This is a genomic window from Sulfurisphaera sp. (assembly GCF_059755235.1).
The window spans coordinates 1-22,589 of sequence record NZ_DBPRYF010000055.1; the positions used below are offsets into that span (position 1 = coordinate 1).

Annotated in this window: 42 protein-coding genes; 19 read left to right on the plus strand and 23 right to left on the minus strand. The window is 33.9% G+C overall.

Features of this window, described 5'->3' with window-relative positions; all coding sequences use genetic code 11:
* Together AC3OCB_RS11710 and AC3OCB_RS11715 are read left to right on the plus strand one after the other, a co-directional pair.
* Positions 1-553 (plus strand): hypothetical protein (locus AC3OCB_RS11710; RefSeq protein WP_498342751.1); only part of this gene is annotated, 553 nt, incomplete at its 5' end.
* Entirely contained in the window at positions 528-923 is a 396-nt protein-coding gene (locus AC3OCB_RS11715) for a hypothetical protein (RefSeq protein WP_498342752.1), read from the plus strand. The genes AC3OCB_RS11710 and AC3OCB_RS11715, both read left to right, overlap by 26 nt.
* 138 nt (positions 924-1,061) lie before the next feature.
* Here the strand turns inward: AC3OCB_RS11715 and AC3OCB_RS11720 are convergent, their stop codons facing one another.
* Both AC3OCB_RS11720 and AC3OCB_RS11725 read right to left on the minus strand, forming a co-directional pair.
* Entirely contained in the window at positions 1,062-1,673 is a 612-nt protein-coding gene (locus AC3OCB_RS11720) for a hypothetical protein (RefSeq protein WP_498342753.1), read from the minus strand.
* Between the two features lie 76 nt (positions 1,674-1,749).
* Positions 1,750-2,295: a hypothetical protein gene (locus AC3OCB_RS11725; protein WP_498342754.1), complete on the minus strand. Its 546-nt coding sequence runs from the start codon at positions 2,293-2,295 to the stop codon at positions 1,750-1,752.
* An 82-nt stretch (positions 2,296-2,377) separates the two neighbouring features.
* Here AC3OCB_RS11725 and AC3OCB_RS11730 point away from each other — a divergent pair, with 82 nt between their 5' ends.
* Together AC3OCB_RS11730 and AC3OCB_RS11735 are read left to right on the plus strand one after the other, a co-directional pair.
* Positions 2,378-2,590, plus strand: a complete 213-nt coding sequence (locus AC3OCB_RS11730; RefSeq protein ID WP_498342755.1) for a hypothetical protein — start codon at positions 2,378-2,380, stop codon at positions 2,588-2,590.
* 53 nt (positions 2,591-2,643) lie between these two features.
* Entirely contained in the window at positions 2,644-2,802 is a 159-nt protein-coding gene (locus tag AC3OCB_RS11735; RefSeq protein ID WP_498342756.1) for a hypothetical protein, read from the plus strand.
* A 4-nt stretch (positions 2,803-2,806) separates the two neighbouring features.
* Here the strand turns inward: AC3OCB_RS11735 and AC3OCB_RS11740 are convergent, their stop codons facing one another.
* The 9 genes from AC3OCB_RS11740 to AC3OCB_RS11780 all read right to left on the minus strand — a co-directional run bounded on the left by AC3OCB_RS11740 (position 2,807) and on the right by AC3OCB_RS11780 (position 5,347).
* Positions 2,807-2,992, minus strand: coding sequence for a hypothetical protein (locus tag AC3OCB_RS11740; RefSeq protein WP_498342757.1), 186 nt, complete (start codon positions 2,990-2,992; stop codon positions 2,807-2,809).
* Positions 2,993-3,007: 15 nt separating this feature from the next.
* Positions 3,008-3,190 (minus strand): hypothetical protein, encoded by a 183-nt coding sequence (locus AC3OCB_RS11745; protein ID WP_498342758.1) that lies wholly within the window; start codon positions 3,188-3,190, stop codon positions 3,008-3,010.
* Between the two features lie 33 nt (positions 3,191-3,223).
* Positions 3,224-3,904 (minus strand): lectin MOA-related protein, encoded by a 681-nt coding sequence (locus tag AC3OCB_RS11750; RefSeq protein WP_498342759.1) that lies wholly within the window; start codon positions 3,902-3,904, stop codon positions 3,224-3,226.
* A gap of 65 nt (positions 3,905-3,969) precedes the next feature.
* Positions 3,970-4,176 (minus strand): hypothetical protein, encoded by a 207-nt coding sequence (locus tag AC3OCB_RS11755; protein WP_498342760.1) that lies wholly within the window; start codon positions 4,174-4,176, stop codon positions 3,970-3,972.
* Positions 4,177-4,200: 24 nt separating this feature from the next.
* On the minus strand, positions 4,201-4,380 hold the full coding sequence (locus AC3OCB_RS11760; protein WP_498342761.1) for a hypothetical protein: 180 nt from the start codon (positions 4,378-4,380) through the stop codon (positions 4,201-4,203).
* Between the two features lie 2 nt (positions 4,381-4,382).
* Positions 4,383-4,634 (minus strand): hypothetical protein, encoded by a 252-nt coding sequence (locus AC3OCB_RS11765; RefSeq protein WP_498342762.1) that lies wholly within the window; start codon positions 4,632-4,634, stop codon positions 4,383-4,385.
* On the minus strand, positions 4,606-4,824 hold the full coding sequence (locus AC3OCB_RS11770) for a hypothetical protein (RefSeq protein WP_498342763.1): 219 nt from the start codon (positions 4,822-4,824) through the stop codon (positions 4,606-4,608). The genes AC3OCB_RS11765 and AC3OCB_RS11770 overlap by 29 nt, the downstream gene beginning before the upstream one ends.
* A 23-nt stretch (positions 4,825-4,847) precedes the next feature.
* A complete protein-coding gene (locus AC3OCB_RS11775) occupies positions 4,848-5,207 on the minus strand; it encodes a PDDEXK family nuclease (RefSeq protein ID WP_498342764.1) in 360 nt (119 codons plus the stop codon).
* Complete coding sequence (locus AC3OCB_RS11780) at positions 5,186-5,347, minus strand: hypothetical protein (protein WP_498342765.1); 162 nt, start codon at positions 5,345-5,347, stop codon at positions 5,186-5,188. The genes AC3OCB_RS11775 and AC3OCB_RS11780 overlap by 22 nt, the downstream gene beginning before the upstream one ends.
* Positions 5,348-5,397: 50 nt before the next feature.
* Between AC3OCB_RS11780 and AC3OCB_RS11785 the strand changes: the two genes are divergently transcribed.
* Positions 5,398-5,613 (plus strand): hypothetical protein, encoded by a 216-nt coding sequence (locus tag AC3OCB_RS11785; protein ID WP_498342766.1) that lies wholly within the window; start codon positions 5,398-5,400, stop codon positions 5,611-5,613.
* A gap of 116 nt (positions 5,614-5,729) precedes the next feature.
* Here the strand turns inward: AC3OCB_RS11785 and AC3OCB_RS11790 are convergent, their stop codons facing one another.
* Entirely contained in the window at positions 5,730-6,509 is a 780-nt protein-coding gene (locus AC3OCB_RS11790) for a hypothetical protein (protein WP_498342767.1), read from the minus strand.
* Between the two features lie 169 nt (positions 6,510-6,678).
* On the opposite strand from AC3OCB_RS11790, the gene AC3OCB_RS11795 reads away from it, so the two are divergent.
* The 3 genes from AC3OCB_RS11795 to AC3OCB_RS11805 all read left to right on the plus strand — a co-directional run bounded on the left by AC3OCB_RS11795 (position 6,679) and on the right by AC3OCB_RS11805 (position 7,903).
* On the plus strand, positions 6,679-7,158 hold the full coding sequence (locus AC3OCB_RS11795) for a hypothetical protein (protein ID WP_498342769.1): 480 nt from the start codon (positions 6,679-6,681) through the stop codon (positions 7,156-7,158).
* A 32-nt stretch (positions 7,159-7,190) separates the two neighbouring features.
* Positions 7,191-7,571 (plus strand): hypothetical protein, encoded by a 381-nt coding sequence (locus AC3OCB_RS11800; RefSeq protein ID WP_498342770.1) that lies wholly within the window; start codon positions 7,191-7,193, stop codon positions 7,569-7,571.
* A gap of 140 nt (positions 7,572-7,711) precedes the next feature.
* A complete protein-coding gene (locus AC3OCB_RS11805) occupies positions 7,712-7,903 on the plus strand; it encodes a hypothetical protein (RefSeq protein ID WP_498342772.1) in 192 nt (63 codons plus the stop codon).
* A 67-nt stretch (positions 7,904-7,970) separates the two neighbouring features.
* On the opposite strand, the gene AC3OCB_RS11810 is transcribed toward AC3OCB_RS11805, so the two are convergent.
* Positions 7,971-8,771 (minus strand): hypothetical protein, encoded by an 801-nt coding sequence (locus AC3OCB_RS11810; RefSeq protein WP_498342774.1) that lies wholly within the window; start codon positions 8,769-8,771, stop codon positions 7,971-7,973.
* The gene (locus tag AC3OCB_RS11815; RefSeq protein ID WP_498342775.1) at positions 8,768-9,331 is read right to left on the minus strand and encodes an ATP-binding protein; all 564 of its coding nucleotides are present in this window, start codon (positions 9,329-9,331) and stop codon (positions 8,768-8,770) included. Before AC3OCB_RS11815 ends, AC3OCB_RS11810 begins: the two co-directional genes overlap by 4 nt.
* A gap of 426 nt (positions 9,332-9,757) precedes the next feature.
* On the opposite strand from AC3OCB_RS11815, the gene AC3OCB_RS11820 reads away from it, so the two are divergent.
* From AC3OCB_RS11820 to AC3OCB_RS11850, 7 genes are read left to right on the plus strand one after another with little or no spacing between them, the layout of a single operon-like run.
* Positions 9,758-9,997, plus strand: a complete 240-nt coding sequence (locus tag AC3OCB_RS11820; protein WP_498342776.1) for a hypothetical protein — start codon at positions 9,758-9,760, stop codon at positions 9,995-9,997.
* Positions 9,998-10,000: 3 nt separating this feature from the next.
* Entirely contained in the window at positions 10,001-10,471 is a 471-nt protein-coding gene (locus tag AC3OCB_RS11825) for a hypothetical protein (protein ID WP_498342778.1), read from the plus strand.
* Positions 10,468-11,502, plus strand: coding sequence for a hypothetical protein (locus AC3OCB_RS11830; protein WP_498342779.1), 1,035 nt, complete (start codon positions 10,468-10,470; stop codon positions 11,500-11,502). Before AC3OCB_RS11825 ends, AC3OCB_RS11830 begins: the two co-directional genes overlap by 4 nt.
* Positions 11,480-11,809 (plus strand): hypothetical protein, encoded by a 330-nt coding sequence (locus AC3OCB_RS11835; RefSeq protein WP_498342780.1) that lies wholly within the window; start codon positions 11,480-11,482, stop codon positions 11,807-11,809. The genes AC3OCB_RS11830 and AC3OCB_RS11835 overlap by 23 nt, the downstream gene beginning before the upstream one ends.
* Entirely contained in the window at positions 11,806-12,900 is a 1,095-nt protein-coding gene (locus tag AC3OCB_RS11840; protein WP_498342781.1) for a hypothetical protein, read from the plus strand. Before AC3OCB_RS11835 ends, AC3OCB_RS11840 begins: the two co-directional genes overlap by 4 nt.
* Entirely contained in the window at positions 12,879-14,375 is a 1,497-nt protein-coding gene (locus AC3OCB_RS11845) for a 3'-5' exonuclease (protein ID WP_498342782.1), read from the plus strand. Before AC3OCB_RS11840 ends, AC3OCB_RS11845 begins: the two co-directional genes overlap by 22 nt.
* A gap of 30 nt (positions 14,376-14,405) precedes the next feature.
* Entirely contained in the window at positions 14,406-14,591 is a 186-nt protein-coding gene (locus AC3OCB_RS11850; protein ID WP_498342783.1) for a hypothetical protein, read from the plus strand.
* Here AC3OCB_RS11850 and AC3OCB_RS11855 read toward each other — a convergent pair.
* Positions 14,577-15,809, minus strand: a complete 1,233-nt coding sequence (locus AC3OCB_RS11855) for a carboxypeptidase-like regulatory domain-containing protein (RefSeq protein WP_498342784.1) — start codon at positions 15,807-15,809, stop codon at positions 14,577-14,579. The two genes, AC3OCB_RS11850 and AC3OCB_RS11855, sit on opposite strands and share 15 nt — an antisense overlap.
* Position 15,810: 1 nt before the next feature.
* Positions 15,811-16,059, minus strand: coding sequence for an RHS repeat domain-containing protein (locus AC3OCB_RS11860; protein WP_498342785.1), 249 nt, complete (start codon positions 16,057-16,059; stop codon positions 15,811-15,813).
* A 37-nt stretch (positions 16,060-16,096) separates the two neighbouring features.
* Here AC3OCB_RS11860 and AC3OCB_RS11865 point away from each other — a divergent pair, with 37 nt between their 5' ends.
* Positions 16,097-16,567: a hypothetical protein gene (locus AC3OCB_RS11865; RefSeq protein WP_498342786.1), complete on the plus strand. Its 471-nt coding sequence runs from the start codon at positions 16,097-16,099 to the stop codon at positions 16,565-16,567.
* A gap of 5 nt (positions 16,568-16,572) precedes the next feature.
* Positions 16,573-16,899, plus strand: a complete 327-nt coding sequence (locus AC3OCB_RS11870; protein WP_498342787.1) for a hypothetical protein — start codon at positions 16,573-16,575, stop codon at positions 16,897-16,899.
* A gap of 14 nt (positions 16,900-16,913) precedes the next feature.
* On the opposite strand, the gene AC3OCB_RS11875 is transcribed toward AC3OCB_RS11870, so the two are convergent.
* From AC3OCB_RS11875 to AC3OCB_RS11900, 6 genes are all read right to left on the minus strand, one after another.
* Entirely contained in the window at positions 16,914-17,645 is a 732-nt protein-coding gene (locus AC3OCB_RS11875) for a hypothetical protein (protein ID WP_498342789.1), read from the minus strand.
* On the minus strand, positions 17,642-19,102 hold the full coding sequence (locus AC3OCB_RS11880; protein ID WP_498342790.1) for a hypothetical protein: 1,461 nt from the start codon (positions 19,100-19,102) through the stop codon (positions 17,642-17,644). The genes AC3OCB_RS11875 and AC3OCB_RS11880 overlap by 4 nt, the downstream gene beginning before the upstream one ends.
* 6 nt (positions 19,103-19,108) lie before the next feature.
* Positions 19,109-19,960 carry a hypothetical protein gene (locus tag AC3OCB_RS11885; protein WP_498342791.1) on the minus strand — a complete coding sequence of 284 codons (852 nt, stop codon included), beginning with the start codon at positions 19,958-19,960 and terminating at the stop codon, positions 19,109-19,111.
* Positions 19,960-20,343 (minus strand): hypothetical protein, encoded by a 384-nt coding sequence (locus tag AC3OCB_RS11890; protein ID WP_498342792.1) that lies wholly within the window; start codon positions 20,341-20,343, stop codon positions 19,960-19,962. The genes AC3OCB_RS11885 and AC3OCB_RS11890 overlap by 1 nt, the downstream gene beginning before the upstream one ends.
* 87 nt (positions 20,344-20,430) lie before the next feature.
* Positions 20,431-20,889 (minus strand): hypothetical protein, encoded by a 459-nt coding sequence (locus AC3OCB_RS11895; protein WP_498342793.1) that lies wholly within the window; start codon positions 20,887-20,889, stop codon positions 20,431-20,433.
* Positions 20,889-21,371, minus strand: a complete 483-nt coding sequence (locus AC3OCB_RS11900; RefSeq protein WP_498342794.1) for a ribbon-helix-helix domain-containing protein — start codon at positions 21,369-21,371, stop codon at positions 20,889-20,891. The genes AC3OCB_RS11895 and AC3OCB_RS11900 overlap by 1 nt, the downstream gene beginning before the upstream one ends.
* Positions 21,372-21,457: 86 nt before the next feature.
* Here AC3OCB_RS11900 and AC3OCB_RS11905 point away from each other — a divergent pair, with 86 nt between their 5' ends.
* A complete protein-coding gene (locus AC3OCB_RS11905) occupies positions 21,458-21,775 on the plus strand; it encodes a hypothetical protein (RefSeq protein WP_498342796.1) in 318 nt (105 codons plus the stop codon).
* Positions 21,776-21,786: 11 nt separating this feature from the next.
* On the opposite strand, the gene AC3OCB_RS11910 is transcribed toward AC3OCB_RS11905, so the two are convergent.
* Positions 21,787-22,332, minus strand: a complete 546-nt coding sequence (locus AC3OCB_RS11910) for a hypothetical protein (protein ID WP_498342798.1) — start codon at positions 22,330-22,332, stop codon at positions 21,787-21,789.
* 64 nt (positions 22,333-22,396) lie between these two features.
* Here AC3OCB_RS11910 and AC3OCB_RS11915 point away from each other — a divergent pair, with 64 nt between their 5' ends.
* Entirely contained in the window at positions 22,397-22,573 is a 177-nt protein-coding gene (locus AC3OCB_RS11915) for a hypothetical protein (RefSeq protein WP_498342799.1), read from the plus strand.
* Positions 22,574-22,589: the final 16 nt, after the last annotated feature.

Below are 22,589 nucleotides of genomic sequence, written 5' to 3' on the forward strand. Positions count from 1 at the left end.
ACAAACCGAAAATTTTCCTAGTCCCGAACCCCAAAAGATAGAAGTCCCTAAAGTTGAACAACCTAAAATAGAAATTCCAAAAGTTGAACAAACTGAACAAAAAGTAGAAACACCTAAAGTCGAGCAATCACAAAATATCGAACAAGATGAAAATAATGTAGTGATTGGGCACTTCACAAGGTTGAAGGATTTACATGAAATGTTTGGTAAAGAGAATGTAAAAGTCGAAGGAGATACAATCAAAGTAAAGCAAGGAGATAACTGGGTAACATTATCAAAGGAGCAAATAAAAGAGATAGATGATGATGTGTTTATGAAGAGGTTAAAAGCTGGAGAAATAGCATTTAAGACAGATTACAAATCAACTGAAGAACTATTAAGTGATGAGGATACATTAAAAACAGCGTACATGATGGCAACGGAAGGAATGAGAGTCCAGTTAGCAGACGGCACAGATATAACGGATAAAGTATTAGAAATAGGAAAGCAAAAGGGTTATGAAAGCTTTGAGGAATATATAAAGAAATATGGCGGGCAAACCCAAGGCACATGACTACTTTAATTTATTTTTTAGCTTATCTGAAGAAATAGTCGATGGCTTAATAGTTAAGACTCTGAAAGATATTAAACCAGAATGGTTAAAGTTTGCAATTGAAAACAACATCGATATCTACGATTACTTATTCTACAATTTGTTTAAGGATTATACGCAAAATCCTGAATGGCAAGGACTCATAAGACTAATTGCTAGAAAGTTCTGGAAAGTAATTGAGAAATATATTTCTAATGCTAATTTGCTCTATCAAATTCTTTCTCTGAATCCAGAAAACAAAAAATTGCTTGATACTCCTGAGGGAAGAGAGTGGTTAAACAAAACTGTTACTTCAGTTTATCAAAAGTTCTATCAATTTGTTTGGTATTAAACAAGTAAAGAATGTAGACAAAGAGTTAAGATAATTGATTATAGATAGGTGGAACGGGAGGCGAGAAATATGAACTATGATATTAGAAGAACAAGGTGGAGTCGAATGATGACAGGCGAACTCGTAACTGAGTATATATTATCTATTGTAAAAAAACTTTATAAGTCCATACCCTTGATTTCTTAGTTTTCTTATCCTGAACTCTAGGGGTTCCTTCAATTCCAATTCGGTTTGTGATTCTATTACAAATTCTGAACCTCTACCTAGCGCTTCATAAACAATTGGTGCCTTTTCTTTTTCAACATAGTGAAATACTAAAATCAAATTAACTTTCTTTGGTATTACCCTGCTTAAATAAAACTTTTCATTAGTTTTTGCTTTTATTTCGTAATACAATGGTCTTGCAAATACCGAAACCCAGTCTATCCAGTTTAAATAATCGCTAAATGTTGTTATAGATTCTATATCATGATGTATTCGTGGAAATAGATAGTCTATTTTTATTAATCCTGCTTTCTTCAATGATTTTTCTATCCTATCCTGCCTCCACTCCAAAACCTCATTTAATTTCTTTGATACATCCTTCTCTCCAGTCTCTTTTATATAAGCCTCTAAATCTTCACTAGAAACTACATTCCATCTTACTACCTTAAATTCTGAGAAATCAATCCTAGCAAATACTCTGTAATTAAACAAATTTTTGTAGAAACCCCCAAGAATAGGTGTCTCGATCTCAATCCTGTACTCCATAAAACATCTATTAGACAAAAATTTAAAAACCTTTACTATAGAAATTTAAAAACCAAAAAAATAAAGAAAAGAAGCTTTACTGTGTTAATGGAGATGTTATAGTTGTACCTAACTTCTCACCTACGTATCCTAATATAATTACGCTCTTTGTAACTGGTGAAGATGAACTAGCACTTACTCCAGATGCTAAGTAAACTTCTACTTTAAATGTATCGTTGGGGTTTAATTCAATTGGCTGCTTTAATACTATTTCCTTGTATTCCTTTCCATCGTATACTCTTTCTGTATCTATAATATCTATTAGTTCATTACCCTTCCATAATCTAATAAAAGATATTTGCGGATCATATGTCGTTGATGGTATCTTAATTCCATATACATATATTACCTTGTTCTGCGGCATTGTTAAGTTTACTATCGCATTATAGGCTCCTGGTGTAGTCAATGATACTTGCCATACGTCATCTGCATATCCTAAATCTTCCTTTGGCATCAATGTTCTTACTGCTATTTGGTCTGGGCTAACTTGCAATACTTGTGCTGTTCTAGCTCTAACTCTATCTATGATATTAGATTCAATGCTTCTTAAGTCATCTGTAGACAACTTACTTGTGTACGCCATAAAATTATTGTATTGATTACAGTTTATATTTTTCTGATTTCAAGACAACAAGTTTATTAAATTAGCAAGACATTATAATTACATGGCAAGACCAAGAACTGGAAAGGAAAGAGTCTTAACAATAAGATGTAGAAATGAAGTATTCTTAGCACTTAAAGAACTACAACTTGAGCTAATGAAGAAAAAGAGAAGTGTTTCACTAGAAGATGTATTAATAGAGCTACTTAGATACCATCCTAGAGGATTAGAGTTACTAAGCAAGTATGGCATAAAGATGGAGGACTCCTTATGGTAAGAATTCTTAACATATGGTAAGAGTTTTTAACATGAGAACACTACTTATATATTATGGTGTCAAACATAGGTAAGATTGCAATAATAGCTGCAGGTGGTATAATAGTACCAATATTAATTAGCACTATACTAAGTCAAAAATCCCCACAGCAATCCACACAACAATCTTCACCAGAATATAGTGCAAAAATTACTGAAATAGTTGTGACATAGGCGATTATTTGAAAACTTTTTCTCTAACTTCATTCAACAACTTTTTAATCCAGTTTATATCCTTCTTAATTTCACCAATATCAATTTCCATATTTGTAATTTTGTGATTTATGTATCGGACTCTATCTAAAATATAAACTGTCATAGGGATAACAATTCCAGAAATAATAGCTATAACTAAGTCCCACATTTAAAAAATTAAAAATTACTTCTTGAAGGCCTGTATTGATTGCTTTATGTCTTCTGTATCTTTAGCCAATCCTAAGTATCCAAGTCCTAATAATATTATAGTCACACCCATGTTTGTATTCCCCTGTACCATCAATATTAATCCTGCTATGACTAGTATTACTCCAACTAGGTACTTACCAATCACTGTCAATCCCATAATAATATATTATCTTATTGATATTTTTATTGATTAACCCATAAGCCACAATTCCTGTATATTATACATGCCGTTAGGAATCTTATAATCTGTGGCTTTACCAATTGTCTTTGCTTCTTGTGGTTCCCATATCCAAATTTCTAAATTCTTGTCTATATAGAAGTTAAAAGCGTGAACTGAAGACCAGGCAATTCCAAAAGCTAATTGATCTTTAAAACCGTTCTTATAAAGAGTATATGCTGTTAATCCAGCCATAGTAAGTGCAAAATCATCACAGTCAAACACTTCTGTTGTCCACTTTGCTTTTATTTGTTCATTTATCGTCTTCAAAATGCTTTCTATCTGATTTTGACTAAACGTCCAGTATCTATCGTCTGCTAAATCAAATACAACATTTCCTAACTTTTGCTGAATTGTACTTACTATTTGCGTATAGTTTATTTCAACTGGGGTTTCTTGTAATGTTATCTGTGGTACTTGTAATGCATTTGCTAGCATCTGCAACAAACCTTGTATTCTAGACTCATAATAGGTCTTATCTTCTTGATATTGTTTTTCCAATGAGCTATACTCTTCTAACAGTTCTGCATAGTCTTGTTGACATTTATCTAATTTTCCTTTACATTCTTCTAACTCTTGGTCACATTCTGGGTCATCGCAGTTGCTAAAGTATTTCTTACAAAATGCATTACATAAAACCTTTAGGATGTCCATAATTATTCTTTATACCTCTTTAAATATATAAAGTATAGTTTATAGATCAAAAATATTAAAAAAGGTTAGGATTTTTGATTAGACTGGCCTTGTTGATTTTGTTGACTGTGTTCAAGGAATGCTTTTATTAATCCAGCTAGGAAACCCAATGCTCCTAATGCGTTTGCGTTTATAGCAGAAAAGAAAGAGTTTGCTATACCTCCTATTATGTAAAAGAGTACTCCAAATACTAAGGCCTCTACTAATGCCAAACCAAGTACCTTCACGTCCATAATATAATATATTTATAATAAGGTTTATAATTTTGGCATCATGAAGTCAGATATAGCCTCCTCAATAATATCCCTGATAGCCTTCGTAATCTTTCTTCTAAACTTCCTTAAGATAAACAAAACTACTACAAAGAATACCACAGTCCAGAGTAGGTTAAACAAAAATAGAAACAGTGATTGTATTAACAGTGACAAGACGCTCATTATTATTTCTTAATTATTTCATATATAAACTTTAACCCATCTTCCTCGACATTTACTACAGAAAAGTTTTTCTCAATAAGCTCTAATAGTTTGTTTAAATCACCCTTAATAACGAACTTTGTTTTGTCTGGCATTAGATAAACAAAGATAAACTCTCTCAGAGGAATGATAACGAGCTTTACAACTACGAAATCCTCACTGAGTAATTTTTTGACAAATCCTACTTCATTCAAGTATGACCTTTTTAGGACCACGCTTTGTTTCCCCAACAATTTTCAATTTACCTTTTAGTTCAAGATCTCTTAAGACTTGTCTAACACTTTGTTCAGTTCTTTGAGTAACCCTCACAAGTAATCTAACTAGTTCGGACAGGGAGATCTCCTTTATACCTTTTTCTTTCAGCTTATCAAGGGTAAAAACTACTATTTCCTTAACTTCACTCATATAAGAACTTTAACTATAAAAATTTAAAAACCTATATTGGTAGTCTTTAAAATATCCTTAATGTTTATGACCTTCTTCTTACGGGTCTTTCTAAAGAAAACCCAAAGCTCTACATCAACATGAGAATTGTTAATATATCTATGGGCTAATTCCAAGAGTTTTGCCCTCTCTTCTCTAGGCAAAGAATAAAAAGAAAAGTTTTCTTGCGAAGTTGACTTAATTTGAATCAACTTAACCTTCGGAATACCATCAATGTTCTTAACAGCAATTACATCAATAACAGTACCTGACTTAGGAGTTCTCCAAGCATCCCAACCTTGTTTACGAAAATACAAAACTACTTTACGCTCATAGTAATAGCCTATTTTGTATTTGCTTGACATTTCTTTAACTCCTCTCTTATACTCTTAGCTCTCTCTTGTAATCTCCATAGTTCATGTCTAATAACCTCTATCTCATCTATTATTCCATCTAGCTCATTAAAAATATTCTCCAGATAATTTTGCAAGTACTCGATATCCATACCTAAACCTTGTAAGAAAACTTTTTAAAGTTGAATATTGAATATTCAATATGACGAAAACCATATCATTAAGTCTACCTGAAGATTTAGCAGAATGGTTAGAAGAAGAAGCAAAAGAAAAAAACATGAAAGTACAAGATGTTATTAGAGAAAAGCTAAGAAAATGCAAAACATTGGAAGAAAGCAAGATTGACAAGCTATTAGATGCATATAACAATATAGTAGGAGCTATTAAAAAGCTAGAAGAGACTATTGAAAAGAAATGATTGGTATCATTAGGAGTACAAATTTTTCAAAAATTGGTATCATAACTGAGACAATTTTTACAATTTTTTAGCAAAGCTTGTCACTACAGTGCACAATTTTTACAAAAAATTTGTCACTAGAGAGATCTATATTTATATCTTTCAATAGCGAGAGCTGTGGTAAACATAAATACTAAACCTAGTAACCCAAGGTTTTTAGCAAGTTTTGCAATCCTTATACCATACTCAAACGCTTCCACTTCATGAGGTCTTTTCCAGTAGGACATCTTATAATATGCTGGTTTAATGGTACCCTTTGCGTATTGTTCTACATGCTTTGTTTCATGTGCTAATGTATTTAAAATAAGTGACTCGTCTTTGTTTAAAATATCATAAATTTCTATTGTTTTCTTTTCATATAAGAATTTGCCATCCGCATTTTTGTTCTTTAAGTTTGGATTACAATAAAACACTAACCTTACTACCTTCAAAAGGCTAAACACTTGCGGATCCACTTTCTCAAATGCTCCAATAGCTTTATTAATTCTCGATATAATTTTATCTTTATCTTTTACACAACTACAGTAATCCCAATACCTTTTCAACGTTTGTTCTATTACTTCTTTTATATCATTGATAGAAACATTGTAGCGTTCAATTTTTTCTTTATCTAAGACTCCAGCATTACTTAAAGCTAATGCTAAATCATATGATGCTTTATCAACTGGTAAACATTGGGAAACAACCATATCTACATATTTCTTTATTATAGACTTCGCTTTCCGAGTACTCTTCTCATCTCTTGGCAATAGACCATAGAGATGTAAATCATCAACTATACCATTTATAATGACATCTGGTTTATAGTAAAAGTCTACTTCATACGTAATGTCCCCATACCTACCAGAGTATACCATAAATATTTTTTGATCATTTATTAATATAAATGAAGATGCGAGGGCGTACTAATAAAGAGATGAAGATAGACCCGACCCCCAGATCTAACAAAGAGGCCCTGGATGCATATGAAGGGGTCAAGTTACGCATGATGATTCACATAAAAAACTTCATCAACAATAGAATTATATGGGAGAAACCTTAGACAAAAAATTAATCCGATTAAGCGTTAGCAAAATCATTACGGATTTGTTTTACAGTGAAAAACCATTTAAAAGGGGAAATACAACGTCTGGAAGCGTTTTACATTACAGATTGGGATTTACAGGGGACGAAGTTTACTGTAGATTCTTGGAATTACCAGAGACCTACGTAAAATTGTGTGGAGCTCCTGATAGAATAATGTTAGCCAATGGAAAGCTTTACGTGGATGAACTAAAGACAACATACAATCATCAAGGATATATGGAAAAGGTTGCTTATACTCAATTACAATTATACATGTTCTTAACAGGAATCCCAAATGGTAGGATCTGGATATATGATAAAAGAAGAGGAGAACTAAGAATGATAAGGGAAGTTGAATACAATGAGTCATTTGTAGTAAACTTATTAAGAAAATATGTATCATGGTTAGACGCAAGAAATTCTTTACTAAACAAATATTAATGTTATAAATGTCAAAAACAAATACAAATTTAATGAGTGACAACGACGACAACTACTTCTACAGGATTTCGTATACGACGTATGTCAAATTAATGAAGAAATGGATAGAAATGAATAGACAAGAATTGACGTTCTATCTAAACATGTTATCTCAATGCGACAAAACAATAAATATACCTGAATCTAATCAAGAATATAAAAAAGTATTCGATCAATACGTTTGTGAAAGATATAAGAAAAAGGTATTTGAAACATTAGATAATCTGTTAGAGAATATGGACAACTTATACATAGTACAAATGAATAAAAAAGATTTCATATACTTTGTAGATAGTTATGGTATACCATATGCTTTCTTCGTACCAAAAGAATTGCAAAAGAAGTTTAAGAAAAATGATTCATACATAATCTAACTTACTTAAATATCTCTATTAGTAACTTTACCCCAGCAATTATTGATATTACAAAGAACATCATTGCTAATGCAAGGTATACCCAACCAAGGACTACCTGCCAGGTCATTTTTTTAATATTTGTTTTTCAAAATTGATAAATGGAGCCTGAAGATATCAAAGACCTGTTGAAAATAATCGGAAAGAGAGTTGTAAACATTGGAATCGGTGAGGATGGATTTGACCTTTACTTTGACGATGGAACAGTTTTAGAAGTCTATTGTTTTGAAGACGGATGGGGATATGTTGTAACAACAGAAGAAGAGATAAAAAAGGAAGAAGAGGAGGAATAAACGGTATACCTCTTAAGAGATACCACTGGTACCGCTTTTGGTACCTTTTTTGGTATCCAGTCTCATTTTATTTTCCAAGCTTTTCTTTTATTAAGTTTACTAATTTATCCAAATCTTCCTTAAGTATTGGTACTCTATTAAGATTAGCTTCACCTTCCTCGATACCAATTACTACCAGTACTGTCGGTATAAAGAAACTAGTTACCAATTCTTCTTCTTTATTCTTTATAACATAAACCTTGATCATTTCTTCTTCCAATTCACCTTTTTCTAACCTATCAACATCTTTTTCTATATATACACTAGTCAACTTATATTTGCTTATTCCATGATTGCTCAATATTTGCTTTACTATATCCCTTACCCTTCTCTTAAACTTCTTATATAAATTTGCTAGATTGTCATCCAAACTCTCAACAAAATGCTTATCAACTTTTCCTTCTATTAACAATTTTCTCTCCCCATTTTCATAAATAGCTAGTTCAATATGTGCCTTATCTTCTTCAATAGGAAATCTTTCTATTAACTCAACTATTGCCATTTCCTCTCTTTTGAATTTTTCTGTTGCTTTATATATTTCGCTACTCAGCTGGTCATACAATGGATTTTCTGCAAATGCATACTCTAATCTAACTAGAAAAGTCATTGAATCTATTGGTAGCATTACTGCCTCTAGTATGCCATAATCCTTCTTTAATTGCTCAGTTAATAATGGAGTAATGAATATTGCATAAGAACCACCAATCTTTTTAATCTGACTAACATATTCTACAGGTACCCATGTATATGCTGCAATAAGCTCTTCTATAAAGGACTCGCTTATTTGTTTTGGAACCTCTCTCTTTATTTCTCTAACAACTTTCTTCATTCTATCTTATATGATATGTTTGATATCTCTGGTCTTCTCTCCGCCACGATTTTTATTACTCTTTCACCGTTCTCATCATTATACAACCTAATAACCATATCAACATTCCTAAGTGCAATCCTATTCATCCTTGGTCCAGTTTCCTTAGTCTCAAAGCTAACAATTTTCTCATGTACCACTATGATAACTGTCTTCGGTTTCAACCTTGATGCCTTGAACGTTATAACATCATACATAGATGCCAACCTATTGTAATCCCTAGGTGATAGTGAACCTTTGGACAATACTTCTGCCGCAAGGGATGTCAGTGAATCTATGATGATAAGATCATTATTATATTCCTTAGATTTATCTATATAATAGTTGACCCTCTCAAACGTTGGTGCATCTAAGTACTTAAGGTTGGGATTCAACTGCTTATACTCGTCACCATAGTTGTTATCTACCTTAATCAACACTGGGGACTCAAAGTACTTACTCAATAGATGTACTAAAACCGTTTTGCCAACCAAAGGCTCCCCATACAATACTACCACCTTGCCCCTTATTCTATCAGCCAAAGCCTTTAGTTCATCCGTGCCTTGCTCGACCTTCTGCTCGGTCTTGAAGTCGGAAATTTTTCGTTCAGCCATACCTTATGTTAACTTCAAAACCTTATAAAGTTAACTTTAGGTTAACATAGATAGGGTATAGTAGGAAATTCTTACGGTAAAAAAGTTGGAGGGAATATATATATGTTGTACTCCCTACGGCGTTTTTTCGCAAAAAAAATTTCGATTTTTTCCGCCGTAATGCCGTAAAGGATTTTTTTGTTTTTTACCTAAAAAGCTCATATTTATGGCACAATCTCTTTTACGGATGCTTTACGGCAGTATCGTTGCCGTAAGGAGTAACAGATATAGAAACTATTATAAAGATACTTAGCGAGCATGTTTTTAGATGAAATTTAATTTAAATTTTTAAGCTTTTTTAAACTAAAAAGTATTATGTCAACTAGGGTCATAACCTTACCACAAGAGGTAATTGACAACTTAAAGCAACGCCTAGAGAATCTATCGAGAGGGGATATCACTATAGAAGTTAAAGCAGTTAGGGTGGGTACATATGATGTGGTTTTGCCTGTAGATGACTTGGGATTACAAAAAGGAGAGACATTCCTAGCGTACTTCTTAGGAAACAAGGTTTGGTTATTAATACCAGCAGATCTATTGAACAATAAACAATGAACGATGAAACTAATAGTATTTCCAAGGGTAAGGTTCAGAAACGAAGTTATTGGAGTATTCAGTGGAGAGCTAAGCAAGTATAAAGATATCTTGGAAGGATATAGAATCGGTATAAGAAGGGATGGCGTATTGATTGCTTTAGCTGAAGATGACATAGTAGATGTAGTCCCGTTAGTTATATATGAAGCATATAGGTATGGTTTTCTTCCAGTGCTTGAGAAAGGTTACACTGATAGAGACTTCAGAGAAAACGAAGTTTACGATTTAATACCTAGCAAACCGTGGGCTCTCGGTGGTATAGTAACTAAGCAATGGGATAAGGATTTCATATACTATAAGCAAAAACAAATAGTACTTTTAGCGAGGTTCTTTAATTTGATAAAAGGGCCACATTCAAAGGATAAGGAAAAGGAGATAATAGAAATAAATAGGGAATTGAAGAGGCTTGAACAATCCAAACTAGATAAAACATGATAGACGAGGAAGAACTAAAAAAAACAATATTAGAAACGTTAAGAACTATATTATTATCAGAGAGTACCGATGGAAGGTTAGCCCCAATTTCAATAGTATTATCATTCTTAGAGAAGGAAAGCAGTGATAAAGCTAAAGAGTATGTTGAAAAGCTAAAAAAGTTAAAGGAGAGAATGACAACTTATATCTCTCCTAGTGTCTATTTACTAAGAGATATACAGGAGTTGTTTCCAGAGTTTTATGATGAGTTAATCAAAATACCCGAAATAGCAATTTATAATGCGATTAGCAAGATAAAAGTAAAGCGTTATGCCTCTGGAGACATTCTAGTAATAGTTCCTTTGCCAGGTGTTATGCCTGGGAATGTTTATGAGTTTAAGTTTAGAGACGTAAGCAAAGTAAAGGAAGCAATTGAAACAAAGAAATACAATAAGATGTTAATTGAGAGATATGAAGTAATTGAGATCTTGAAAGCTTATGGATTGAAAGAGGAGGGATTGAGCGAAGAAACAATTACCCAATTGGTTATAAAATTTAATAAAATGTTAGCAGATTACATAATATCTCAATACAAAAAAGTTTTACCGTTTGAAGACAGAAACGAAGAATTAGAGTTTGAGAAGTTTAAAAGATTCTTGGCAGAATGGGAGCACGTCTTCTATTGGACAGATGACAGAGGGGAATTCTTTGAATCTGCAGGTATAGATCCCAACTTTGTTATATTAGTAAAAGACAACGAAGTTTATATTCCTACCAAACTCATAAACGAGTTTATGTCCACGAAGAGGTTTTCAAACATTTTAGTAAAGGTATTTGATTATTATGCTAAAATCTTCAAAACGTCCTATATGATCTTTGGAAAGAAATATGATATAAGATACATGATTTTACCTATCAGTTTACTAAAAACCTCTTTGGGCATAACGATAGAGCCAAAAGACCCAGTAGAGTATTTGAAGAAGGAGGGAGAAAAAGAAGAGCTTGAGAAAGAGTTAGATAAGTTAGATAATGAAGACAACAATAATTTATAGGAACATTTGGAGAGAAGTTATAACTGAATTAGGAAGTAGAATTAAAGAGGTTTATGGATCGTCTCCGTTAAGCTGTATAGAAGAACAAAACAAATTAGAGATAAAAGATGTTGGAAGCGTGGAGGTTGTTGGTAGCAAGTTGAGGGTTAAAATTATCAGAAAAGGAGGAACGACTACAAAGGAATATAATAAGTTCTGGGAGGGGGACATAATATGGCTCTTAGGATTGGCTCTAGCATGGTATGTTCAGACAGGAGAAGTAATTTTCTCGGCAGAGAAGAAAGATAACGTTATTCATATACAATGATAGATACAATTGATTACAAAGCTTTAGCAAAATACATGAAATTCTTGATCAGATATAAAGATGATGTGGTGTCAAGAATGAAGGACGCGAAAGATGTTCTAGCTTTAAGATTTCCAATCGGCAAGTTGGGTGATAAAAAGAGTATAATAGAATGGCTTGAAGAAGACTTTGTTAGAAACACTCCCGAAGAAGAACTCGTTAGATATCTAGAATCAAAAGATGTGTCTCAAGCATCAGCAACAAAACTACCGAACGAGTTAGTTCTTGAGTTGGATATTGAAGATGAGGCAAAAGCTAAGTTAAATTACTTGATGCTTAGTAGGTCTTTAGATGATATGAAGATGAAGTATTTAGCGATTTATACGGGTGGGAAATCCATTCATTATCATATTTATCTCAAACCAGACGGCAAAGAATACTTAGAGTTAAGGAAGATTAAGGCGAGGATTGTTGAGTATGTCAAGGACTATGTAGAAGGTTTGGATTTACACGTTGCTCATGATACAACTCCTGCAAGATTGCCTTTCACATTACACCCAAAAACTTTGAAGAAATGTGTCTTCGTAAACCATGAAATTTTGAACAACCTTGAACCATCATGGTGGGATGATCATGCTTTAAATTTCTTCCGTGGTTTGGAGAATGAAGTTGAGTATAAGGAAGAAAAGCCAGAGTTGGATGTTAAGGGTTATAATGTTTATAGCTTACAAAGGAGATACGGTAAGAGATCAAAATCGAAGTTAGCTGAGCTTTATTATAGAATTCTTTCGGAACAATGGGAAGACGGGAAGGATAGATTACTTATTATCTTGTTCTGTTTAGCAAAGAAGATCGGATTAAGTGCAGAACAATTCCAAAAAGATATATTAGATTGGTTTGATAGACAGCAATGGGGAAGCTTATCTAATAGAAGAAAAAGAGAAGCTTCGTTGAATTGGTTCGTTAGAAACTATAAGGAAAAGAATTATGGTTATAAGAAATTTATCAAAGAGTTCTTGACATCTAGCGATATTGCTGAGGAGTCGAGAAAGAAAATGGCAAAAATTTTGGACGAATTAAAAATAAAAGGATGGTTCGAAGGGTATCAGTAATCGGTCCTCCTGGCACTGGTAAAACATATAACTTCGTATTAGATATAAAAGATAAGATTAATGATTCGGTTGCAACATCTGTTACACTTTCCCCTGTAATTGAGATTGCTTCAAGATTGGGTCTAGAAGCCAAAAAAGGTGGTTTGAGAACCATATACGGTTTAGCTGAATCTAATTTACTTAATGAAGGATTGATAGGTGATAAACAAGCGCTATACTTAGTTCCAACAATTAATCATTCTCTAAAAAGAAAAGTTGCTAGGCAGTTAGGATTAAGATATAAGAATGAGATAGAAACTGTATCGGAGTATGGAACCTTTGATACGGTGATACATTACTATACCAAAGCCATCATGTTAAAAGGGGACTACAACGCTGTTTATGAGTTTGCAAATGAGTATGAAAGATTTGGAATTAGACATGATCATTTGGATAAAGTCTACAAGCTATATAAGGAAAAGAAGTATTACGATTATTCCTTCTTAATCTTGGATGCATTGAAGCATGAAATAAACATTGCAAAACAAGTAAGAGGGACGGAAACGTATTTCTTCAAGTATGCTTTCGTGGATGAAGCACAGGATTTAGGTAAGATACCATATGAGTTACTAAAAAATGTTGAGGATCAGTTTGAGGAGTTTAAGCTATTTGGTGATCCCGCTCAATCAATTTACGGTTTCTTAGGTGCAAGTCCTGAAATAATGTTAAACCATGGAGAGCACGTAGTGTTGAATCCTACAAGGAGGTTTGGTAAAGAAATAGCGGAATACGGTAATGAGTTGCTTAAGAAAATGAGACTACCGTATAGAATTGAGTATACTGAAGATAAGAACAGTAAGTTAATTTTCCTACCATATAGGAGCACTGAAATCATAAGGGTTGTCAGGACAATCTTTAGTAAAGCCCCTAACTGGAGCGTTGCGGTTTTAACAAGGACTAACAGACAAGCTGAAAACGTAAGGTATTTGTTATCCCATGACTTCGTGCCAATGCCGATTAAGGAATCACAGAGAAAAACTATTGAGACAGTTTATAGAGCTGTGAAGTATTTTGTTGAGTTTAAGAAAACTGGCGATGCATCTAAATTGAAACATATTGAGAGATACCTTGACATTGAAAACGGTATAACAAAGTACTTTAAGTTAGATGAATTAAGGAATAAATCAGTTTCATTCTTCTTGTATTTAGTTGAGAAAAAATTGTTTAATAGAAGGGTTGAATTGATTGAAAGATTAATAACAAAGCTTTTGCAAGGATACAAAACCGTTTACGTTGATACAATTCACTCTGCAAAAGGTTTGGAGTTTGATGCAGTAATCGTAATAGATGAGATACCACCTTTAGCAAGATCACTGATGAGAGAAAACTTATCATATTTGCATGAGGAGTTAAGAGTTTTCTATACTGGTGTGACTAGAGCCAAAAGGATACTGATCATCACCAAATCACCCGACGGCTACTCATCCTTAGTGTAAATATATTTATTTTTAATTCAATGATTTTTTATGAATGGTGACCACTACTTGCTGGAAAAAATCTATGGAGTAAGAGTTTCGGTTGAGGTTTTGTATGAGTTGCTCAAATCTTCGGGTATGCTCAATGAGTTGGAGGAAACTGAGTTTATCGAATTCATGGAGTTATTGGAAAGGTTGTTTAAAAAAGTTAAAGAGAAGGAGTTAGAGCTCGTTTAGGGTTAACATCATGTTCTTTATCCTCTTGAGTAATGCGTTGTTATAAGTTTCAAAATCTAGTAAGGCTGCGTCTATGTAAATGGGTTGATAGATTTGCTTAGTCAATTCATGCTTTATATATCCATATTTGGTTATTTCAATCTTGAATGGGTTGTAATCGGTGAAAGTATCTGCATTAACACCAGTTGAAGCATTACCTTTAACCTCCATTGCTTTTACTTGTATTGAGAAATTACCGTTTGAATCTGTAGTAGTTGTATAAACATTACCTTGGCTATCTGTTATTTTTATTTCTGCATTTTGTATAGGATTACCGTTCAAGTCCTTAACTATACCAGACAAAGTAAACCAAACCCTTATAGTGCCTGTGTTAGATGATGCATCTCCATACCATCCTCTATCGTAGTAATCAAAGTCTGGATCTATTACATCAACACTTCCTGAGAAGGACCATAAGTAAAACGCTGTATTTCTCCTTCCCCTTCCCTTGTATCCTCTCACAGTTCCTGAATATGAACCTGAGAATGTTATATAATACGATGGGTAGTTAACTGAAATATCAAAGATATCAAAGCTTACATTTGGATTCTCTATGAAAGACTCAATATTATAGAACGTTACTTTATCCAAAAATCCTTTAAATGCTCCTTTTAGGTTCTTTGCTTGATAAACCGATACATTTCTTACTCTTATAGTTGCGGGGCTAGATGACCAACATACATATACTGAAGAGTTATTTGAAACATCTTCTGGATATGCATACATCTTTCCGTTGTAATGTTCTAATCCAGAGGTTCCATCAATTTCAAGGAATGGTGCTGACCTTGATTCATCCCATGAAGTGTTTTGAATATGTATGTAGACCCATCCTGCAGTCCCTCCATGATAAATATCAGTTGTATTATCTACTCCAAAAGTTAGCCATGATCCATTTATTATTTTTACTCCTGAATCGTATCTTCCTGTTCCTGCTAAATATGTAGCATCTCTTATTAGTATGAAGTTATTATCTGATAAGAATCCCGCATCTAATAATAATTGGGCTTTCATGTAGTAGATCTTTGGATTATCTGAAATCTTATTGAATAAATCCGTATATCCACCAGAACTTGCAGCAGAGTAAATATCCTCTAAACTCCATGGAACTTTATTAGTTTCATCTTTATATCCAGTTACAGTTATTATCCTATTAGTTGTATCAAAAGTTATGGAACCCATCTTACTTCTTCCACTCAGAAATACCTATTAAATTGCCAGCCGAGTCATATGAAAATTCTTTGTAAATATTAACGGTTGTGCCATCGTAATTCAATACCGTAACCGTTATTTTTGTTATGTTCCCTGCCGAATCATAAGTAATGTTTTTTGATAAAACCTCCCCAGATACTTTTGTATACTGGTTATTACTACTATTCAATACTACTACATCGATTTTATCCGTTGGTACTAAGACTGGTAATAATCTCATAAAATATTTATAGTTTTTTAAGACATATTTAAACTATATGGCAAGAGTGTATCCAACAAGTATACAAGTATCTGGAATGGTTAATGTTGGAACAGTGCAAAATCCAATAACTGTAAGTTCTATCCAAAACGCGGTTACAGTAAGCTCTGTCCAAAATCCAGTGACGGCAGTAACTTATCACTTGAAGTACGATGAGTATACACAATCGGTTACATTAGCTGCGAATGCAACATCTGCTACAGCGTCGGTAACATTTGCGGATGTAGCTAGACTAGTATCAGTAAGAGCATACAGTTCTTACACACCATATACATTATCTATTCTTGATTCAAATAACAACATAATTTACCAATACAGCGCCCAATCTGAAGAAACAGTTGTTGTAGATGGATCTGTTAATGTAGTATTGCCAAAATCAGTAACTATACAGATAACTGTATCAACTGCACCATCTTCAAACCAAACTATTACGGTTGCGTTGGGTGTACTAGAAACGGTACAAGCATAGCCCAGATGATAACTAAGAGAGATTATACTATTAATGTAGTTAATGGTCTAGGTGAGCTAGAAGTTTCTGCTCCTTACGGTAAGATATTTTTTGTTAGGATTTCTGGTCCTTCTAACGGTTGGACAGTTGAGATTTACACAAGAGATAACCCAATTTATAAATATGAGAATGCTGAAATAGATACAATTGTTGATCAAGTTGAGATTCCTTGTATGGGTGAACTAGATATTAAGATTTCTGGTCCTGATGGTCAGTATGTTGTTGGTTTAGGTTTTGAAGAAATTGAGATCAAAAATCAAACTGAGTATTTGTATGTAACCATGACTCAATAATTTGTCCAACAAGTTTACGTCTTATATCTTGGTAAGAAGTTTGGACTATTATATAGGTTCTTATAAGTTTCCCAACAGAAGAAGGACACTCCATCAAAACCTTTCCTAGTGACATAGGACATCCAGTTTTTCAATTGTTTCTTTGAAGGATGCCATACATCTTCCCCTTCATCCAATAAGGCTCTCGAAAAGGCTTGTAGTATTGGGATAACTTTATATTCTGAGTATTCTTCCTTTATTCCAGCCCAGCCATCTAACATCCACTTAACTCTTCGATCTGCCCAGAAACTAGTGAAGGGATAGACCATTGGGAAGAAATATTGTAAATATGGAAGCTCAGTATCATATATTTTTACAGCAGTCCATGGGTAATAAACATCTTCTATATGTATTCCATAATATGAGTTTATCATCTTCGTAGCTAAGGTTTTGAAAATAGGAATTGGTATGGCCCAAGTTGCTGTTCCAACAATCTTATCGAGTAATTCATTAGGTAAGCTATCATAGTACTTTTTGTTATGAGATTCTGGGTCTAGAACGAATCCATCTGATTTGCTTATGTAGGGCAGGACATTATCTAGGCCTTCCTGATCCCTAATCCATCTTAATAGGGTTATTCCTTTCTCTTTAGCATATTGGTAGGTATCGTTATCCCAATCTGTTGCAATAATCATCTGAAAGCCAGCATTGGCTATATCATCAATATCTTGCTTGGTTAGTTTATGAGCCCAGATTGAGTAGATCATATTTGAATTATTCTATAGACTCCTGCTGATCCAGAACCACCTGGAACAACATAAGCACTACCAGAACCAGATCCTCCCGCTCCGCCATTTACATTTATTGTAAATGATCCTGAATATGGGTTTACATAGTATACATAAACAACTCCTCCACCTCCTCCTCCACCTCCAAATGCCTTGCCATAGCCTGAAGCTATACCATTACCTCCATTACCCCCATTTGCATTTATAGTTCCAGGTGTAATATTTGTTCCATAAATAATAACTTCACTACCACCACCACCTCCTCCTCCTCCGCCTCCGAGTAAGGGATCTACACAACCTCCTCCACCTCCCGAACCACCCAAGGATGGAATAGCTATAGTAGAGGAAGGTGTTTTTCCTAAAACATTTACTATATACCAATCTACAATAGAGTAAAATAAGTTGTTTAGTAAATCGGTAGCAGTATTAAAGGTAGTTCTTGCAGAGTCTCCACCATTTCCAGCAATAAATCCAGTTCCATTAGAGTAATCATTACCTCCTCCGCCTCCACCATTATAATATCCACTACCATTAGTACCCAGTGCCCTACCTCCATTTCCACCTTGTCCTGGCATATCAGATCCTATTAACCAAAATGCTCCATTACCACCATTTCCGCCATCACCACCAGTCGATGATGAACTAGCATTACCTCCATTACTTCCATTTGCGTTTATTGTTCCAACATTTACCTTTCTGCCTAATAATATTATTCCATTTGGGCTACTACCTCCCGCTCCTCCGCCTCCACCAGCTGAACCGCCAGCACCAAAAGTTGAATGTGGATAGATGTTGCCGATGGTTATAGTATCTGCAAATATAACCCCAGGACTAGGTAGATACGCACCACCAATATTTATATATCTATATCTATTTACACCATTAAGAATATAAGTAGCAGTTCCTTGAAGATCAGAAGCGTCAAAAGTCATTATTTGAAGTACTTTATCATAATATCCTAAGTTAACCATTTTACGTAGAACATACTGAGCATTATTAGCAGATAATGAAGAAAGTACAGATTTAATCTTACTTGGATCTGTAAAGTTATTAGAGCCAAAGATGTAAGCTAGTCTATCAAGGGAAATGTTTAGATTGGTTAATATACTAGTTACATTAGTTGATGTGATATAGGGTGAACTTAAAATCCCTGCAACTGTATCTACCGAAATATTTGATGAATTGAATATACTTGCTATGCTGTTGACAGATAATTCTGTTTGTAACCAATTATTAAATCTATTTGCCCACAAATCAAAGCTTTGTGCTTTGATTACAGAGTTAAAATACGCTGCTATATCATCCGCTGTTAGTAAACCTGTATCTAAGCTAGCTTGGAGATCTAGATATTGAGGTTCTATGTTTTTTATAGCGGTAACTATATCTAATCCAATTGGAACATAAGTTCCATTTGATTGTCTTATATATATTGCCATATCTTATTATTCTTCATATATCAACTTAAGTTTTTTACCCTTGAAATATATGCCATCCTCAGTTATCCTAAATATCTCTTCCCTTTTATCATTGAGTATTCTGACCCCGTTGGGTATGATATTCCCGTCCTCATCTCTCTCAGTGACTGTCCAATCATTCATTAACTTTACATCACCTGTATAGACGTTAACTGCATAAACTGAAGCCCATCTATCGCTTGAGCTTCCTAGAGAGTAGGTATTATCCGCGCTTGGTATTATACTTCCTGTAAAAGTTGCCTGCCCACTACTTGTATACACAGCATTGGCATATATATTTGTAGCATATATATTTGCAAATGTGTTTGAGGAACTTCCTAATGAATAAGTATTATTTGCACTCGGTATTATATTTCCTGTAAAGCTTACTTGTCCACTATTAGCATTTATAGAGCTAGTATAAATATTTGTAGCATATACGCTTGCCCATATATTTGATGAACTTCCTAAAGAATAAGTGTTGTTAGATGAAGGAAGTAGATTTTCAGTATATGTAGTACCGCTAGTAATACTTAGATTTCCAGACGATGTTATTGTATTTGCAGTTACTGTACCAGTAGATATATTGCTCGCAGATACATTACCCGAAACGCTTAAATCTCCCTGAACTGATATGCTACCAGAACTTGATGTTATTGTATTTGCAGTTACTGTATTAGCGGATGCATTACCTGAAATATTTAAGTTACCGTTAACAGTTATACTGTTTGAACTTTTTGGAATTATTGTATTTACAGCTATTTCACCAGTTGTAAATTCTGTACCTAACTCTTCTTCTAATTGCCTTAGCTTGGAATATGTTATAACATCTAATGGCATTATATATAAGTTACCCAGAGACTATTTAGGGTCAAAGCCTGTGATGTATCTTTGTTTGTCACAACTATATTAGCATATGGAGTAATACATGGATGTGTAAAGGTTTGTTGTACCGTTGCTCCTGCCGTGAATGATAAATTATCAACTTCGCTAGTAACCGTATCAAAGTTTACACCGTCTTGAGAGTAAAATATCTGTATTGTAGCTCCAGCAGTAGCACTTGAATTATAAGTAACATTAATAGTAATTGCCATACCAGTTTTTCCTGGTGGAATTGTTAAACTAAAGGTTTGAGAAGAATTGGCATTAATAGTTACATTGCTAGCTATCTGAGTTGTTTCTTTGTTTGCTCCAGTCCAAACTACTGGTCTTATTTCGGTCATTTTAGCTTGGTTTTACTGTACCGGACTGTATAATTTTAATGTTACTTTGCCACGTCTTTCCCCCTTGTGTTATAGTTGCTTGCGTCATTATATTAATACTTCTATAACACCATAAATATTTATATGAGCCGTGATAGTATATGGACTATAGTTTGCAATATAATACAAGGGTACTGAGCCTTCTGGATAGTTAAAGGCTCTTCTTGGATGTAAGCTTGCTGATCCATATCCAAATGCAAATCCTGCTATTATGATTTCTCCAGTTACTGGATTACCGTTTCCTGCCCCAATTTCTATCAAGACATTGTTATCAGTAGTAACGGTATACTCATCTAAATAAAATACTTCACCTGGCGGTACTGTTTCATGGGTCTGATCAAATCCTTTTTCTACAGCAACCCACTGATAAGAGTATGGACTTATTGTCATATCAATAGTTGCCCAATAACCTTCTTGGCTTAGTGTTGCTGTAGGTATTACACTTCTTGATACTTCTACGCTATAATCTGGTTTTCCGGCCCCTATGGGTTTTATACTAATTGGCATTATATGGTATTAATTACAGGTTTCTTTTGTAGGCCAACAATTATCCCAACCCTATGTTCATAAGTACTATCGTAATTGTAAATCTCTGCCACAACTCTATCTCCTTTGCTAACTGGGAATTGAACATTATAAGACTGTGTAGTGCCATCTAAAGCTACAAATCCAACCTGTGGTATTATCCAAAATAAACCAGTATTTGTTTTAACACCTACTCTAACCGATACTAATCCATCGCATCCTTCTGGAAAATGAAGAGTAACTTGTGTTACTGTTCCGTCCCATTGGACGTTATAGTAATTCTCATTCCATAAGATTGCAGTGGCAGGTGGAACAGTTTTTGATAAATCAATCATAATAGTTTCTCCTGGTGTTGTTAACTGTCTAATTAGATCGTCATAGGTTGAAATATTGTATTTCCTTTTCAATTCTTCTAGTAATTTCTTAGTATCTGGGGTTACAGGTATGGTGGTCCACTCCGGCATATAAATTATTATGTATTATAACAAATATAAAAAATTTCCAAAAAAATCAATATTTTGACGAGTAATCCAAACCAGTTACGAAAACCTTGCAGGTACCAGTTTCGTTTACTACTAGACTATTCTTAACAACTACATCACTTAGAGTAACTGAGGAGTTAGCTGGAACGCTTAGTACCTTTAAAGCAGTTGATCCGTCATATATTGTAACTGTGTTAGTTGAACCTGACGTATCGGTAACCATTATGCTTAGCACAGAGAATCCAGCCGATGGTGTAAATATTGTAGTGTTTGTATTAGCCGATACACTAGTTTCTGGTACTGTTATTGGTACTGGAGCTTTCCATGACTTTCCATCAAACTTTAATTCTTTAAGGTATTCAATTTTATATAATTGTATCTTATAATTTTATAGGCCTTAGATTTCAGCGTATATTGGTATATACGTTATGTACTGCGGCTTTGTCATTTGCTCCTCTAACCTATATGTGAATCCTACTAACATAAATGTCAATGAACTTAATGAGCTAGTTGTGCTTGGATTGTATATGTCAATCTGCGGTGTGTTATCTTCATATACAAAGTATTCTAATAAGTTTGGTGCTGTATCTACTAAGAATTTTCCTAGCCATGAGTTAACGTTCTTTAGCTGCATTCTTCTTCCATATTGTTCATATGCATACCAGAAATCATCTTGTGGTATTAACCTATAGTGTAATAGTATATCTGTATCTACAGCTAACACATTCTGTGCAGTGGTTGATGTTATGGTAGCATTTCCTTGTGGTGGTATACTAGTCAATCCCGTTAGTGGCATTAAGTCTCCTATAAATGCTACGGGTTCTATGTTCACTACCTTAAAGTACTTCTCCTTTCCAGATGGTGTCCTCAATGCTACATACTCTCCTATCCTTGCTACTGGTTTAAATTCATTAAAGGCATTTTCGTAAATCGGATTCGCCATAAGGATATATTTATTTTGTAGAACATATAAATTTAATATGGTTGAAAGAGGATATCCTATTCAAGTGGAACAAACAGGGGGACAAACTTATAGTGAGTTAGATACGGTAAAAGAAATACTACAAGAAGTGAATAAAATCGCTCGCTCAGAAACAAATAGGGAGATAATCATTGCTCTATTATCATTTGCACTAGGTGTTATCATAGGTTGGCTATTAGCACATTTAAAATCTAATGAATAGTATTTAAATATGGTGG